Below are 15,986 nucleotides of genomic sequence, written 5' to 3' on the forward strand. Positions count from 1 at the left end.
ACGGCGTAATTAGCGTGTTGAGGTTTCTGCTACGTTCAGCGCACGGGCCCCGCGCCACTTGCTCTGGCAGGCGGATAACGTAAAGGCAGAAATAAGGGTAAAGGTCAGCGCCGTAGCGCCCATGATGATATAGGTGTGCTCAAAGCCGATGCGGTCGTACATATAGCCGGCAGGAGAAGAGACCACCACGTTGCCAACGTACAGCATCGCCTGATAGCCAAGTAAATACATGGTGGCATTGACGCGCTTGTCGAAATGCTCGGCGATATATTTAAAGACCGAAACCAGCAGCAGGCATATTTCCAGGCCGTACAGCGGCTTAAGCACGGAAATTAACAGGTGAGAGTCACACATGCCGGAAATAATAAGACGCGCCCCGACAACCAGCCCGACAATTAACAGCCCGCGCTTGGCGCCAATAAAATTCACAAACAGCGGGACCACCATATACATGACAAATTCCATGCCCGACTGCACCGTACCGAGGTAGCCAAATACCGCGTTGCCCTCGTGAATATCGTCGAAGAAGGTGACGAAATAGCGCGAGAACTGCTGCTCGGCGATAAACATCATCCACGCCACGCCCGCCACGTACAGGCAGAAGGCCCAGAATTTGCGGTTTCGCAGCAGGGCGTAAACGTCAGACGGGGCGATTTTCTCTTTCGTCAGCACCTCCCCTGCATGAGCGGAGTTAGTGTTCACTTTCAGGTTCAGCAGGACGATCAGCATCACCACCGACGCCACGCTGCCGAGAATAAAGTTATACGCTGGTGAGAGGTTAAACAGCAGGCCGGAGAAGGACGACGCCACCGCCCAGCCGAGCGAGCCCCACATGCGAATTTGCCCGAACTCCATGCCGTTCAGGCGGCTAAAGCGGTCGGAATAAGATTCGCACGCCGCCACGCCCGCGTACCAGGCAAAGCTTAAATAGAGCGCGCCGATAATAATCCCCAGCAGGGTGTTGGACATTAACAGCGGCTGGTAAATATAAATAAAGAACGGAGCCATTAGCGCCGACATGATCACCACAAAATAAAGCAGATATTTGCTCATGCCGATCTTATCGAGAATATAGCCGTAGATCGGTTTGAGAATAACGGAGAAGATCCCGTTAACCGCAAAGACGGTTCCAATCACCGACCCGCTAAGATTGGCTTTCTGGCCGAGCCAGATTGCCAGCAGGCCAATACTGGCAGACCAGGTAAAGAAATAGAGAAAAATAAAGCTGCTGATTTTGTAATATTCCGTTCTGCTGGTTGTCGATGTACTTTTCATATCATCCTCGCCGACGTGTAGGGCCAGATTTTTATAATGTGAACGACAGCTTACGTTCGCTTCCGGGTTCGTGGATCACAACCTGGTGATGGGTAATGTTCAGCTGCGGTACCGCCGCAGCTATCGGTTTTTCGCAGGCCAGGACGGCGCAGCAGAGCCAGCTCTCCCCCGGCGGGAGTTCGGTTTGCAATAGCGGAATGGAGGCGCACCCGGCAAACATCACGCTGCTGTTGGGCGGGGTGACGATGCTGCCCGGCGCGCGGGTGATATCGGGCGAGAGATCGACAATCGCGCTGCTGCCGTTTTCTGCCGTCAGGTAACTTCCCCGCTCGCGCAGCTGGTGGTCCGTTTTCAGCACCGCAAAGCCGCCCTCGACGGTTTGCAGGGTACGTGCGCTGTTGATGCGGTGCAGGCGCAGGTGCCACTCCCCGAACGGGATCTGCCAGGTCTCTATGTGCACGTCGCGCCACGGCGACCAGCGCGAAAAAATGTAGTTTTCCTCCACCCGAACCTCGTCGCATTCGCGACGGCCGCGGAAATAGTCGTCTCCGTCCGCCAGCAGCAGCATGGAATCGCAGGCCGCATGCTTCAGGCCAAAACGCCCGCGCTCAATGGTGAAGCCGAAGCGGCTGGAGTAGGCAAATTTGGTGTATTTCGCTTCGGTGTTGACGTAGTTGTTCAGCTCCAGCTGGCCGGCGGTGAGCATGACGGCATGCTGCGAATCTTTCGAATGCATCAGGATCTGCTGCGCGTGCGGGATCACGCGCGTCTCAGCCAGCGCGGGCAGCGGCTGCTCGTCGGCCTGCCAGAACGGATGCGTCTCCGGCAGCGCCAGAATCAGGTAGGTTTTCAGCGCCCAGTACGGTGAACCGGGGGAGTTGTAGTCCTCGCACATCGCCAGGTTCGGGCAGGCAAAGCCGAGGGTGAGAATGCCGTCGCGGTCGGTAATCGGCTGCTGCTGCCACCAGCGCAGATGCCGCAGCACGATGCCCTTCACGATGCCTGGCGTGAACACGTCCAGCCCGGAAAAGGCCACCGCGCTCCAGAAGGCGACCATCGCAAAGCGGTAGGTCAGGCTGCGGCCAAACGGAACCGAGGCGCCGTCGGCGGCGGACCAGTAGATAAAGTCTTCCGCGAAGAGGCGCGAGCGCGCGCGCAGTACCTCCGCCCTTGCCTCGTCACCGCTCAGGGTGGCGTAAATCAGGCCGTAGAAGTGGAAGGCCATGGAGATGTAGTAGTCTTTCGGGCGGCCCGGGCCGTCGGAATACCAGCCGTCGCCGAGGTAGTAGGCGTCCATCAGCGTAAAGCGACGGTCAATGGCGGCCTGGTCGTACGGCAGCCCGGCGCGCTTAAAGCCGAGCTGAACCATAATGGCAAAATAGTTCCAGTTGCTGTCCGGCATCTGCGCATCGGTGATTTGGTTGAGCCACGCGTGCAGGTTCATCACCTCGCGCCCGGTAAAGCGCGCGGTGAGCGTCTCGCCCAGCAGAGCGAGTCCCAGACCGTAGGCCGCCATCTCCACCAGACGCTGATCGTACGGGCCGGTTTCGCCCCAGTAACCGGTGCTTTGCGGGTCGGTACCGATCTTGATGGCGGTAAGGTACTTCTCGCTGAACGGCGTGCTTTCGCCGGACGCCATCAGCGGAAACAGCCCCCACAGCGCGCGGGAAAGGCCCTCCATCTGCGCAATATCCGTTGTGTAATGGGCGCAGGTATCGCCCAGCGAGAACCGTGAACGGTTTGCCGGAAATTGCGTGTCCAGCGCTTGTAAAAGCTCATTCAACGACGCCACCACATCCTGGCGTGAAGACAACGGATTTGATTTTTCTTTGTTTGCCGCCCACATCGGTTCGCCCTCGTAATCAACTGCGGCAAAGCATAGTGAATCCGCAAGGGGCAGAAATGTTAGCCGTGTCACAGGCGTGAACGATGAATAAACCTCCAGTTGAGAAAATTTAAAAAGGTGGTTTATAAAGACGGTCAGATGGGAAAAAGTTGAGTTTTATTGCACTATGCGCGACACGCCGACATCCGACCTTCTGGAACTGATCGCCCTGAACGATACCGTGGCCTCGTTCAGCCGCCTGTTTGCCAATACCGTGCGCTACCATCACTGGCATCAGTGTCTGGAGATCCTCTACGTGGAAGAGGGCTTTGGCGTAGCGATCGTCGATAATCGTCACTACACCATGCGCCCCGGAAGGCTGTTTTTCTTCCCGCCTTTTACGCTGCATAAGGTGATGGTGGACGAACAGGCAGAGGCGATTTACCGCCGCACCATCATTCACCTCGACCAGCATGCGGTGCTGAAGATCCTGCGGGATTTTCCCCAAAGCCAGCAGCGGCTGGAGCGGCTGTCACACCGCGGGGGCGAAGCGTGGGTCGCCGATTTAGCCCACTGCCATCACTATATCGACCATCTGTTTGGCTGCTACAAACCGCCGATGAACAGCGAGAGCATCGCCAGCCTGCTGATCGGGCTGTTTGCGATGCTTCCCGCCGATCGCGACGGTGAGCCGGGCAACAGCCAGGGGATCGCCAGCCGGGTAATGTTCTGGCTCGACGAGCATTACCAGGAGAAATTTCGCCTGGACGCGCTGGCCAATGAGCTGGGGAAATCCCGCAGCTACGTATCGCGAAAATTCCATGCGGAAACGGGCGAAAAAATTCATGACTATCTGAACACGCTAAGGTTGCGTAAGGCGTGTGAGTGTTTACTCCACACTGATTCAAGCGTGCGTGACATTGCCGCACAGACGGGTTTTTCCGACGTGACGTGGTTTATCAGCGCGTTTAAAAAGGGGATTGGCGAGACGCCGTTGCAGTACCGGAAAAACCATCGTGCGGTGTGATCGAGGGGACTGCTCACGGCTTATCATCCAGCCCACACGGAGAAAGTGTAAATCAACCGCTCTTCTTGCCCGGCTTTAACCCACGGTGAAATTCGTTGATGCGCTTCATGGACCTGATGGTGCGCTGCGGCTCGGTGGAGGCGACGGACAAAATAATCATCTCCAGACACAGCAGCACCGTGCCGTGCAGCGGGATTTTGCCCTTCTCGCCTCCGCGCGGAACGTGGATCACCACGCTGGCCTCTTTGCTAAAGCGTGAGTCAGTGGCGTTGGTCAGCAATATGGTGGGAATGCCCAGGCGCTTCGCTTCACGCAGCGTCGTCAGCCCTTCCCGGTGCGCGGATTTTTGCGCCATCATCACCAGCACATCACCGCGCTGTAAGGCTATCAGCTGTTCGGCGAGGCCGATACCGGTGCGGTTGAGTGGGATTGCAGGCAGGCCGATGCGGCTAAACAGGCGGGAGGTGTACTCGGCCAGGATGCCGGATGCGCCAATACCAAAAATTGCGACCTGTCTCGCCTGCGCCAGCAGCGACACGGCCTGCGCCATCGCGTAACGGTTACCCGGTTCGGACAACACATTACAGGTATGCTGATGCCCTTCCAGCACAAAATCGATGCTCGCGTTGACGTCACTGGTCAGCGTATTCACCGTGGTGGACATCTTCTCGCTGGAGGTGACCACCGGACCAAACCACTGCTCAAGCGTCTGCTTGAGATCCCGTAGCCCGCCAAACCCCAGCGCCTGAATGGCTCGTACCACGGTGGCGTCCGAGGTTTTTAGCACTGCGGCGATCTCCATGGCCGTCTGTTCCATAACGGCTTCACGGTTTTCATTGATATAGCGCGCCACCTGGAGCAGGCGCGGTGTCAGCTGGTGCGCCCGCGAGCGAAAGCGGTCGCCGTAGACATCAATTTTTCGAATCATCGTGCAGCCTCCGGCAGCGGACGGCCCGCTATCTGCGACTGCACCTGCGCGACCATCAGTCCTAGCGAGGCGAACGAATTTGAGATCGCTTCCTCGCGGGAGATCAGCACGTAATGCCCGGTACGGCAGGCGTTAAGGAACTGGCACCAGCCCGGCATCACCGCGTCCATCGCCGCCAGCTCGTCCTGCGGTTTACCGCCGGTATCACCGCGCCAGGTGGCAAAGACGAAATCAGCATCCAGCTCCGGCAGGCGCTCGGCGCTGACGTCGATGCGCCCGCCCTCCGGGATGCTCTCAATCAACGGCGGAAACGTAAATCCCGCATCGCGCAGTACGCGACCGAGTGAATGGTAGCTGTGCATGGCGTTAATCTTTCCCTGGTTAGCCTGAATCACCGAGACGGTGATTTTGCGGGTATCAATGGTCGCCTTCAGGGCCTTGATTTGCTCCTGGTAGCGACGCTCAAGAACCTTCAGCTTCGCCTGCGTGCCGGTCAGCTGTGCCAGCTTGCGGTAGATTTCCGGCGCGCCGCCGTCCAGGTGATCGATACTCACCGTCGGGGCAATTTTTTCCAGCTGTTCCACCGGCGTGTTGCGGGTTGGCTCAGTGACGATCAGGTCCGGCTTCGCGGCGGCGATGGCTTCGATATCGATATCCGCGGTGCCGATAAATGTGATGTCGGCATTATCAAAATCGATGCCCGTCAGCATACCGCTGGAGCGCAGAAAATGGCTGCCGTCCGGTCGGGTACGGCCATGGCTGGCAACCGGCGGTACGCCAAGCTCGATCAGCGGAATGGTAATATCCAGGTCGTGCAGGGAAACAATTCGCTTCGGCTTAACCGGCACCACCACTTTGCGGTTCAGGTCGTCAGTAAACGTCTGCGTTGGCTCTGCGGCTCCGACAGCAAAGCCCACCAGCAGCAGCATTGAGAAAAGTACGCGCATCACACACTCCTAAAATCGGTCCCGTCGTTGCCAGAGCAGCAGCAGGAAAAATGGTCCGCCAATCAGTGAAATGACAATGCCCGCCGGCAGCTGCAACGGGAGGAATGCCAGCCGCCCGACGTTATCCGCCAGCAGCACCAGCAGCGCGCCCAGCACGGCGCTTCCCGTCAGCAATGCGGTTTGCCCGCCGCGCAGCAGCAGGCGCGCCATATGCGGCGCAATCAGCCCGACAAAACCTATACTCCCCACGCAGGAGACGCAGGCCGCCGTCAGCACCACGGGCGCAAACACGCGCAGCAGCGCGAGACGTGAGGTGCTTACGCCGAGCCCCGTTGCGGCCTGGTTGCCGAGCAAGGCCACGTCCGCGGCGCGCCCGGTAAAAAGCAGCAGGGCAAACGCGGGCAGCGCCCAGGCCGCAGCCATGCCGAGCAGGGTCCAGTTAGCGGCATGCAGGCTTCCGGCCAGCCACAGCATCGCGGTCTGCACGTCGCGCACGTCGGCAGTGGTCATAAAGACGCCCATCGCGGCGGCAAACGTCCACGACACGCCTATGCCGATCAGGATGAATCGCGGACGCGAGATATCGCGGGACAGCGCCACCACCAGCAGCGCGGTGAGTAGCCCACCCGCCATGCCGACCAGCGGACGCCACGCCAGCCCCACTGCCGGAAACTGAAAGATCAGCAGCAGCACCGCCGCGCTACAGCCCTCTTTCACGCCGATGAGTCCGGGATCGGCGAGCCCGTTACGGGTGATGGACTGCATGGCTGCCCCCGCCATGCCAAGCATCGCCCCGCACAGCAGCGCCATCAGCAGGCGCGGCAGACGGATATCCATCACGATGTAATGTGCATCCGCCGTCAGACGTTCAGGATAAAACAGTGCACGTCCGATGGCAGAAGCAGGAATGGGCAGCGAGCCGTGCGTCAGGCCAAAACTCAGCAGCAGTAAAGCGGCAAGAGTTAAAACGGTCAGATACCGCAGCGCCCTCGGGCGAACCAGCGCCGAGAGGGGCCCGAGGCGTAACGCACGCAGTCCGGCCCGGTTCATTTGAACATCCTCGAGGCCATGAAGATAAAGGTCGGTGCGCCGACCATGGCGGTCATGACGCCCGTTGCCAGCTCATAGGGCGTAAACAGCGTGCGGGCGGCGATATCCGCCAGCAGCAGAACCAGTGCCCCGCACAGGGCCGAAAGCGGAACCATCACCCGCAGATCCACCGAAACCAGACGACGCACGAGCTGCGGCACCACGAGCCCGATAAACCCGATCGGCCCGGCAATGGAAACGGCCGCGCCGCACAGCAGGGCAATGGCCAGCAGCGCGAACAGGCGGGTTTTTAAGAGCGACACGCCAAGCCCCTGCGCCATGCTGTCGCCCAGCGCCAGCATGTTCATTGCTGGCGACAGCCAGAGCGCCAGCGCAAAACCCACGGCTGCTACCCCAGCAGCGCTGCGGATAGCGTCTGCGTTTAACCCCGCCAAATCTCCCGCCAGCCAGGTCCGCATGGCGAGCAGCGTCTGTTCATCCAGAATCAACACGGTGGCGGTAATCGACGAGGCAAATGCCGACATCGCCACGCCGCACAGCGTGACCTTCATCGGCGTGAGCCCGGTACGCCCGGAAGAGGAAAACATCAGCACCAGCAGAAACAGCACGGCGGCGCCTGCGCAGGCAATCAGCGGCCGCCCAAACGGCAGTGAAAGCCCGAGGGCGCTGGTCAGCACAACCGCCAGCGCTGCCCCGGCATTTAGCCCCAGGATGTGCGGTTCACCGAGCGGATTGCGGATCGCCGACTGCAACAGTACGCCCGCGACGCCGAGCGCGGCGCCCGTCACCATGGCGGCGCACAGGCGTATCAAGCGCAGCCTGACGATCACGTTATGGTCAAAATTGCGCGGATCGAAGTGGAAAAATGCCTCCACCACCGTTCGCGGAGCGATAACGCGCGCGCCAATGCCCAGGTGGGCAATCGCACCTGCCCCCAGCAGCAACGTGAACAGGATGAAAGCCAGAGACGTGCGCATCATCATTTGTTGGCCGCCTGGCGAAACGGCATAAAAAAGGGTTTACCGGTCAGCGGATTAACAGACATATGCACATCAACATCAAACACCGATTTAATGAGCGCCGGCGTGCAGGTGTCGCCTTCGTGCAATACGCCCTCGACTTTCCCCTGACTTAAAAAGACCAGCGAATCACCGTAGTTTACGGCGAAGTTGAGATCGTGCAGTACCACTACCACCGTGCGTCCGTGTCGGCGCGTGAGCGTATGCAGCAGTTCGAGGATCTCTACCTGATAGCGAAGATCGAGGTAAGTGGTCGGCTCATCAAGCAGGATATACGGCGTTTGCTGTGCCAGCGCCATCGCGATCCAGCAGCGCTGGCGCTGGCCGCCGGACAGGCTTTCCACGGGCAAATCGGCAAACGCCGCCGTGCCCGTCAAACATAACGCCTCTTCCACGGCCCGCTCATCTTCCTCGCTCCACTGGCGCATAAGGTTCTGCCAGGGAAAACGCCCGCGCGAGACCAGCTCAAATACGGTTAACCCTTCCGGCAGCAGCGGAGACTGCGTCAGGATGCCAAGCTGCCGGGCAACCGCTTTGGTGGGCTGCGCGTGGATGGCTTTGCCGTCGAGCACCGCGCTGCCGCCAAGCGGCTGGAGCAGACGCGCGATGGTGCTCAGCAGCGTGGATTTTCCACAGCCGTTCGCCCCCACCAGAACGGTTATTTTCTGCTGGGGGATCGTGAGGGAGATATCATCAACGATGATTTTTTTCTGGTAACCCGCTGAAAGGTTCTTCAGAACCAGACCCGAGGTTGTCGTGTTGTGAGCCACGTTAATGCCAACGTAAAAAATAAATAAAAATAAAACTCATTCTCTTTTAAGAAGTTTGCCGCTGCGCCGTGTAGTAGTCAAGCCATGTAAAGCCCTAAAAACACCAGGGGTGAATGCATAACACAACATAGTTATTAAGAAGTATTTTTTGTTTTAATTCATAAACTTAAATATCGGAAGTCGCGCTAAATAGCCGCGATAACTCGCTGTAGTCGATTTTTTCTTTTTTTCATTTACTACTACATTTGCGCATGTTTGAATGATTCTCAATTACAAGTTCGATGCCATTCAGGCTAACGAACAGACCGTAAGAGCAATGACTCACACATTTCTCCGCGAGCCTTCTCTCGCCGGATTTTTCGGGATAACAGATTTAATGGCTAAATTCACACCTTCATTCTCTGGGATAAAAGGGCGCGCGCTCTTTTCACTGGTGTTTATGGCTCCCCTGGTACATGCAGCGGCAAAAGACGGCGACACCCTGACCGTTACCGCCGATCCGAATGCTACCCTTGACGCTACCAGCGGCTACCAGCCCCTGAACACCTCCACCGCCACGCTAACCAACATGCCGATGCTGGACATCCCGCAGGTGGTGAACACGGTTAGCGACAAAGTGCTGGAAGATCAACACGCGACGACGCTCGACGAGGCGCTGTATAACGTCAGCAACGTGGTGCAGACCAACACCCTGGGCGGCACGCAGGATGCCTTTGTGCGCCGCGGTTTTGGCGCCAACCGCGACGGGTCGATCATGACCAACGGCCTGCGTACCGTGCTGCCACGCAGCTTTAACGCGTCAACCGAGCGCGTGGAAGTGCTGAAAGGTCCGGCCTCAACGCTGTACGGGATCCTCGACCCCGGCGGGCTGATTAACGTGGTGACCAAACGCCCGGAAACCCACTTTGGCGGCTCGCTATCAGCCACCTCCTCGAGCTTTGGCGGTGGTACCGGGCAGTTCGATGTCACTGGCCCGGTTGAAGGCACGCGCCTGGCGTATCGCCTGACGGGTGAATATCAGGATGAAGATTACTGGCGCAATTTTGGCACCGAGCGCAGCACTTTTATCGCCCCGTCGCTGGCCTGGTTCGGCGATGATGCCACCGTGACGGTGCTCTATTCGCATCGCGACTATAAGACGCCGTTCGATCGCGGGACAATTTTCGAGCTCAACACTAAGCAGCCGGTAAACGTGGATCGCAAAACCCGGTTTGACGAGCCGTTTAACGTTACTGACGGGCAGTCCGATCTCGCTCAGCTCAACGCGGAATATCGCCTCAACGGCCAGTGGACCGCGAAGTTCGACTACAGCTTTAGTCAGGACAAATACAGCGATAACCAGGCGCGCGTGATGGCCTACGATTCAAAAACCGGCAACCTGACTCGCCGCGTGGATGCCACGCAGGGATCGACCCAGCGGATGCACACCACCCGCGCGGATCTTCAGGGGAACGTGGATATCGCAGGCTTCTACAATGAGATCCTGACCGGCATCTCGTATGAGAATTACGACCTGCTGCGCACGGATATGATCCGCTGCAAGAACGTTAAAGGTTTCAATATTTACAACCCGACGTATGGCGATATTGGCAAGTGCACCACCGTTTCAGCCTCCGACAGCGACCAGACCATCAGGCAGGAGAGCTACTCCGCCTATGCGCAGGACGCGCTGTACCTGACCGATAAATGGATTGCCGTTGCCGGTCTGCGCTACCAGTATTACACCCAGTACGCGGGCAAAGGCCGTCCGTTTAACGTGAACACCGACAGCCGCGACGACCAGTGGACGCCGAAGCTGGGCCTGGTTTACAAGCTCACGCCTGCGGTCTCTTTATTTGCCAACTATTCCCAGACGTTCATGCCGCAATCATCAATTGCGAGCTACATCGGCAACCTGCCGCCAGAGACGTCAAATGCCTATGAAATCGGCGCTAAGTTCGACCTGTTTGACGGAATTACGGCTAATATTGCTCTGTTTGATATTCACAAGCGTAACGTGCTGTATACCGAGAGCGTGGGTGACGAAACCGTGGCTAAAACCGCAGGCCGCGTGCGCTCGCAGGGCGTGGAGGTGGATCTCGCCGGATCGCTTACGGAGAACACCAACATTATCGCGAGCTATGGCTATACCGACGCGAAAGTGCTGGAAGATCCGGACTACGCGGGCAAACCGCTGCCGAACGTGCCTCGCCATACCGGCTCCCTGTTCCTGACGTACGATATTCACAATGCGTTTGCCGGGAATACGCTGACAATTGGCGGCGGCGGGCACGGCGTGAGCCGTCGTTCAGCAACCAACGGTGCGGATTATTATCTGCCGGGCTATTTCGTGGCGGATGCATTTGCGGCGTACAAAATAAAGCTGCAATATCCGGTGACGCTACAGGTGAACGTGAAGAACCTGTTTGATAAGACCTACTACACGTCGTCGATTGCGACCAACAACCTGGGCAACCAGATTGGCGACCCGCGTGAAGTGCAGTTTACGGTGAAGATGGCGTTTTAATAAGATCGGCCCGGTGGCGATACCCTCTACCGGGCCTGGACTTTTAACAGGAAAAATCTTAATTGCCCCAATAGCGAACAACCTCCGCATTTCATTTAATTCTTTATTCGGAATAAGCCGCGCTGAAATAGTAAAAGCTTCCTTAATCCTGGCTCCAAATTCTTAAATCCAGCCTTTTACTATATCGTTCTTATGCGCTGTTGATTACTATATTGCCCCTCAGGTAGAAGGAGTCAGTGAAGCCACCAAAAGGACAAGCGGTAGTATGATTTCGATTTTGCTTGCAGACGATCATCCAGCAATTTGCTTTGCTTTAAAGGTACTGCTGGAGAAGCACGGAGATATGGTCGTCAGTACCTCTACAGGTGAAAAACTGCTGTCCCAGCTGCATCAGCAGCGTCCGGACCTATTAATTCTGGATCTCGAACTTAAGCACGCCGATGGCCTCGACCTGTTGCCCCGAATTAAACAACACTTCCCGGAACTTAAAATCCTGATCTTTACCAGCCAGTCAGCAGGGTTATATGCGCTGAGAACGCTCCAGGCCGGGGCGCAGGGCTTTATCAATAAAAATATGCCGCTGGAAAACGTTGAGCCACTGTGCCGGCTTATTATGACGGGTTATCAATGTTTTCCCGAAGGAACGCTGTTCAAAGCCGCCAGCGTCAATGAAAAAAGCGATGCGCCTGAATCACTCTCAAGCCGCTTCTCGGATCGTGAAATGGCCGTTCTCAATTACCTGAAACAGGGCAAGAGTAACAAAGAGATTGCCGATCTCCTGATGCTCAGTAATAAAACCATTAGCACCTATAAAACCCGGATGCTGCAAAAATGTGGCTGCGACGATCTCAATCAGCTCATTTCGCTGATCTTCAGAGAGTCTGATAATGAGAATACTTAGCGGACTGCTGCTGTTGCTCGTCGCGTTTATGGCTCAAGGTGCGACGGCGCAAGAACCTCTTAAGCTTCTCTCCCGCAGCATGGAGACGATTGCCGACCCGGGGCTGAGCGCAAGCGAATGGCGCTGGCTGCGTGAACACCGCAAGATCCGCCTGGCCGTCTGGCTGCCGATGTCGCCGCCCTATGACATTACCACCGGCCTGAATGATTACGGTGGCATCAATGCCGATTTCCTCGGTCTGGCGGCGGATAACCTGGGCGTCGAAATAGAGGTGATTCGCTACCCAAACTATCAGGCTGCACTGGAAGCGTTACGCGCAGGGGAAGCCGATTTCATCGCGCAGGCCAGCGATAACCAGCATCATCAGGGGCTGATACTGAGCCACCCTTACAGCCCAAATTCTGCCGTTGAAGTGGTCAATAACGAAGCCACACAGGATGATGCGGTCAGAAAGATTGCCATCGCGCCGGGCTACGATCCTCAACGCGTCCTGGAGCGCTACCCGAACGCGGAGATCGTCCCCTTCTATTCACCACGCCACGCGCTGGAAGCACTCGCGTTTCGAAAAATCGACCTTTTCTTTTGCGATGGCGTCACCGCTCGCTATCTGGTGAACCAGTCCAACATCAGCAACTTGCTTATTCGCCCTCTCGACACCCCCTTCCCCGTGTCAGGATTTTCCTTTGCGGCAATGCCAAAGATGCGCATCTGGATCACGGTGCTGAATAACTTTCTGGCCGCGTTACCGGAAAGTGCGAGCGTAGAGATACACCGTCGGTGGAATGGCGGCATCCCGCTTTCACTCAGCGAGCAGAAACCGGTCTTTACGTCGCTGGAGAATAAATGGATTGATGAGCACAAATGTATACGGGTGGCAGTGGCCGAGGATAACCCACCGATTGCCTTTTTTGATAAAGGCGGCAAGATGCGTGGCATCATTGCCGATGTCCTGACCGCATTACAGCTTCGCACCGGGTTTACCTTTGTTATCCAGCGTTTTCCTACCCAAAGGGCGGCCCTGGCGTCGGTAAAAGCGGGAAAATCGGATTTGGTTGCAGGCGTGACGCAGGGGGATATCTGGCGTACCGATTTACTGACCACCCGCACCTGGCTCTATAACTCCTGGGTGATGGTCGGACAAGCGCACTCGGTTCCTGGCGCGGTGAGTCCCGGCGTACTCAGCCTGGACGGGCAGTCGCCCGAAGAGTGGTTACGTAAGCAGAGCGGGGGCCAAACGGAAAAGGTCGACACCTGGCGACAGGGGCTTAACCGCATTGTTCACAGTAACGACAAAATGATGGCCATGCCGCTGATCGTCGCCAATACGCTCCTGGCGAATAAAGAGTATGCCGCGCTCCGTATTCTGGGAAGCATCGACATCGACCCAATGCGATTCTCGTTCGGGGCGTCCCGCCAGTCCTGGCCTTTGATCACCATTCTTAATAAAGCGCTCATTAATATTCCGCCGGAGGATCTCCATGCCCTGACCCGTGGCGGAAATGCGGGTAACAGCTTCACGTCGACAGGACCAAAACAGGTCGCGCTGAGCACGGTAGTGAGCGTCGGACTGGCAATCGCGTTCCTTCTCTGCCTTGCCGCCGCGTGGGGTTATCGTCGCCATCTGCACTATCAGCAGCGCATGCTGAAAATCATTTCGGCCCAGCGACAATCCAGGAAACTTGCGCACCGCGCCAGCCGTGCGAAGAGCGTGTTTCTGACAACCATGAGCCACGAGATACGCACACCGATCGGCGCCATCATGGGGATGCTGGAGCTCGTGATGAAACGCCCTGGCGATACCCAGCAAAACCGCCAGTCCGTGCAGGTGGCGTGGGATGCCGCCCAGGCCCTGCTGGATTTGATCGGCAACATACTCGATGTGTCGCGTATCGAATCTGGCCGCCTGGTGCTTCGCCCCGAGCGTTCCTCGCTGCGCAAGCTGATTGAGGAGCCCGCCATGTTGTTCGAAGGCATGGCGGCGCAAAAAGGGCTGGCCTTCGTACTGGAACGTGATGCCGAACTGCGGGAGGACGTATTGGTCGATCGCAGCCGTTTCAGGCAGATTCTGGTTAACATCGTCGGAAACGCGATCAAATTCACCGAACGCGGACAGATAACGCTGAGCGTGCAGCTCGACGGACGTGACGAGGGCTATCTGCTGTTGCGTATCACGGTCATCGATACCGGGGTAGGTATCGACGAGGCCACCCAACAGCGGTTGTTCCAGCCCTTCACTCAGGGAAACACCCCTAACGTTGCACAGGGGAGCGGGCTGGGTCTTTATATCTGCCGCACGTTAACAATGATGATGGGCGGCAGTTTAGCGATCCACAGCGAGCCTGGACAGGGAACGACGGTCACAGTCTCCCTTAAGCTGCCAATAATGGCAGAACGCCAGGATGTTCCTGATATACAGCCTGCGCCCCCGCTTTCTCGCCCCTCCCTGCGCGTTTTGATTGTCGATGATAATCCCGTCGGCAGGATGGTACTCAGCCAGCAGTTGAGCTGGCTCGGTCATCGCGCGATCGACGCCGACAGCTCAGCCTCTGCGCTGGAAGCACTACAGCATGCGCAACCGGATGCGGTGATCACCGATTGCAATATGCCCGGCATGAGTGGGTTTGAGCTGGCTCAGATAATTCATACGAACTACCCCGACATTGTGGTCTTTGGCGCGACCGCTGACGCACGGGAAGTTGTCCGGGAGAGAGCAAGAGAAGCCGGTATGCGCCACTGTCTGTTTAAGCCGATCACCCTCACTATGCTTGCGGAACTGCTGGCCCCCCTGAAGGGTTCAGCCCCGATTGCCGAAAGCCCGCAAGGGTCAATAGCGTGCAACCTGCCGCCCGAATTGCTGGAAGGGGATAACCTGCCCCTGTTCCTTTCGCTCCAGATTTCGGTCATTGATGAATCCCTTGCCCACCTGCGCGCCTGGCTCGTGACGCCGGATACCGCTCTGCGTGAGACGCTGCACAAACTGCGCGGCGGGCTGGCGTTACTGGGCGTGCCCGCGTTGATAGCCCGCTGTGAAGCCCAGGAAGCCAACCCGGACCGCGACGGCATCCACCAGCTGTTAGCTGAACTTGAGCAGCTACGCGCCGCATTACAGCGTTGGTACGATTCAGGACGACAACCTTAATCCACGTCCTACATGCGTTGAGGACGCGTCTGCATCGTTTTGGCTATCCGCGTTGCAGTACTCTTTTGTTCACAGGAGATTGCCGGAGCATCCGTTCAGGCAATACATCAACAAAGGAGAAAGACTATGAAGAAATTAGTTTCCGTTCTGTCTGTCGTTGCAGCTGTTGGTATGTTCGCAACAGCATCAGCACACGCCGCTGAAAGCTGTGCTGCTAAAAGCGCTGCGCTGGAAAAAGAGATCAAAATTGCCCAGCAGTACGGCAATATCTACAAAGTGAATGGCCTGAAAAAAGCCCTGGCAGAAGTCAAAGCCCACTGTACTAACGCAAGCGTTCTCGCTGATGCCCAGAAAGACGTGCGTAAGCTGGAGAAAAAACTGGCTGAAAAACGTGGCGACGTTGCTGAAGTTCAGGCCGATCTGGCAGAAGCTAAAGCGAAGGGTGATGCTAAGAAGATCGCCAAGTACCAGAGAAAACTGGCAGAAAAACAGGCCGATCTGCGTGAAATTCAGCAGGAGCTGAATCAGGCTCGTGCTGAGCTGGCTGCCCTCAATAAATAAGCCATAACGAGCTTAATCGTGGGCAGCAAAAGCTGCCC

General features: G+C 57.2%; 12 protein-coding genes. 5 read left to right on the forward strand and 7 right to left on the reverse strand.

The features are described 5' to 3' along the window. Positions 1-9: 9 nt before the first annotated feature. Both E0L16_RS04400 and E0L16_RS04405 read right to left on the reverse strand, forming a co-directional pair. Positions 10-1,275 (reverse strand): oligosaccharide MFS transporter, encoded by a 1,266-nt coding sequence (locus E0L16_RS04400; RefSeq protein WP_131636398.1) that lies wholly within the window; start codon positions 1,273-1,275, stop codon positions 10-12. A 31-nt stretch (positions 1,276-1,306) separates the two neighbouring features. Continuing rightward, on the reverse strand, positions 1,307-3,121 hold the full coding sequence (locus E0L16_RS04405; protein ID WP_131636399.1) for a DUF2264 domain-containing protein: 1,815 nt from the start codon (positions 3,119-3,121) through the stop codon (positions 1,307-1,309). 166 nt (positions 3,122-3,287) lie between these two features. On the opposite strand from E0L16_RS04405, the gene E0L16_RS04410 reads away from it, so the two are divergent. Continuing rightward, the gene (locus tag E0L16_RS04410; protein ID WP_131636400.1) at positions 3,288-4,127 is read left to right on the forward strand and encodes a helix-turn-helix transcriptional regulator; all 840 of its coding nucleotides are present in this window, start codon (positions 3,288-3,290) and stop codon (positions 4,125-4,127) included. Positions 4,128-4,179: 52 nt separating this feature from the next. Here the strand turns inward: E0L16_RS04410 and E0L16_RS04415 are convergent, their stop codons facing one another. Genes E0L16_RS04415 through E0L16_RS04435 form a run of 5 tightly spaced genes read right to left on the reverse strand, consistent with a single transcriptional unit; the run spans position 4,180 to position 8,841 of the window. Beyond that, entirely contained in the window at positions 4,180-5,055 is an 876-nt protein-coding gene (locus E0L16_RS04415) for a MurR/RpiR family transcriptional regulator (protein ID WP_063451166.1), read from the reverse strand. Continuing rightward, on the reverse strand, positions 5,052-6,002 hold the full coding sequence (locus E0L16_RS04420; RefSeq protein ID WP_131636401.1) for an iron-siderophore ABC transporter substrate-binding protein: 951 nt from the start codon (positions 6,000-6,002) through the stop codon (positions 5,052-5,054). Before E0L16_RS04420 ends, E0L16_RS04415 begins: the two co-directional genes overlap by 4 nt. A gap of 9 nt (positions 6,003-6,011) precedes the next feature. Beyond that, on the reverse strand, positions 6,012-7,052 hold the full coding sequence (locus E0L16_RS04425; RefSeq protein ID WP_131636402.1) for a FecCD family ABC transporter permease: 1,041 nt from the start codon (positions 7,050-7,052) through the stop codon (positions 6,012-6,014). Next, the gene (locus tag E0L16_RS04430) at positions 7,049-8,032 is read right to left on the reverse strand and encodes a FecCD family ABC transporter permease (RefSeq protein ID WP_131636457.1); all 984 of its coding nucleotides are present in this window, start codon (positions 8,030-8,032) and stop codon (positions 7,049-7,051) included. The genes E0L16_RS04425 and E0L16_RS04430 overlap by 4 nt, the downstream gene beginning before the upstream one ends. Then, entirely contained in the window at positions 8,032-8,841 is an 810-nt protein-coding gene (locus E0L16_RS04435; RefSeq protein WP_131636403.1) for an ABC transporter ATP-binding protein, read from the reverse strand. Before E0L16_RS04435 ends, E0L16_RS04430 begins: the two co-directional genes overlap by 1 nt. 376 nt (positions 8,842-9,217) lie before the next feature. Here E0L16_RS04435 and E0L16_RS04440 point away from each other — a divergent pair, with 376 nt between their 5' ends. The 4 genes from E0L16_RS04440 to E0L16_RS04455 all read left to right on the forward strand — a co-directional run bounded on the left by E0L16_RS04440 (position 9,218) and on the right by E0L16_RS04455 (position 15,948). Further along, entirely contained in the window at positions 9,218-11,347 is a 2,130-nt protein-coding gene (locus tag E0L16_RS04440) for a TonB-dependent siderophore receptor (RefSeq protein ID WP_131636404.1), read from the forward strand. Positions 11,348-11,612: 265 nt separating this feature from the next. Further along, positions 11,613-12,248 carry a response regulator transcription factor gene (locus tag E0L16_RS04445; protein ID WP_063867728.1) on the forward strand — a complete coding sequence of 212 codons (636 nt, stop codon included), beginning with the start codon at positions 11,613-11,615 and terminating at the stop codon, positions 12,246-12,248. Beyond that, the gene (locus tag E0L16_RS04450; RefSeq protein ID WP_131636405.1) at positions 12,235-15,387 is read left to right on the forward strand and encodes an ATP-binding protein; all 3,153 of its coding nucleotides are present in this window, start codon (positions 12,235-12,237) and stop codon (positions 15,385-15,387) included. Before E0L16_RS04445 ends, E0L16_RS04450 begins: the two co-directional genes overlap by 14 nt. Before the next feature lie 126 nt (positions 15,388-15,513). After that, positions 15,514-15,948 (forward strand): DUF1090 domain-containing protein, encoded by a 435-nt coding sequence (locus tag E0L16_RS04455; protein ID WP_063451158.1) that lies wholly within the window; start codon positions 15,514-15,516, stop codon positions 15,946-15,948. The last annotated feature ends 38 nt before the right edge of the window (positions 15,949-15,986 follow it).

Origin of the sequence: Enterobacter quasihormaechei (assembly GCF_004331385.1) — a bacterium.
GTDB classification, from domain to species: domain Bacteria; phylum Pseudomonadota; class Gammaproteobacteria; order Enterobacterales; family Enterobacteriaceae; genus Enterobacter; species Enterobacter quasihormaechei.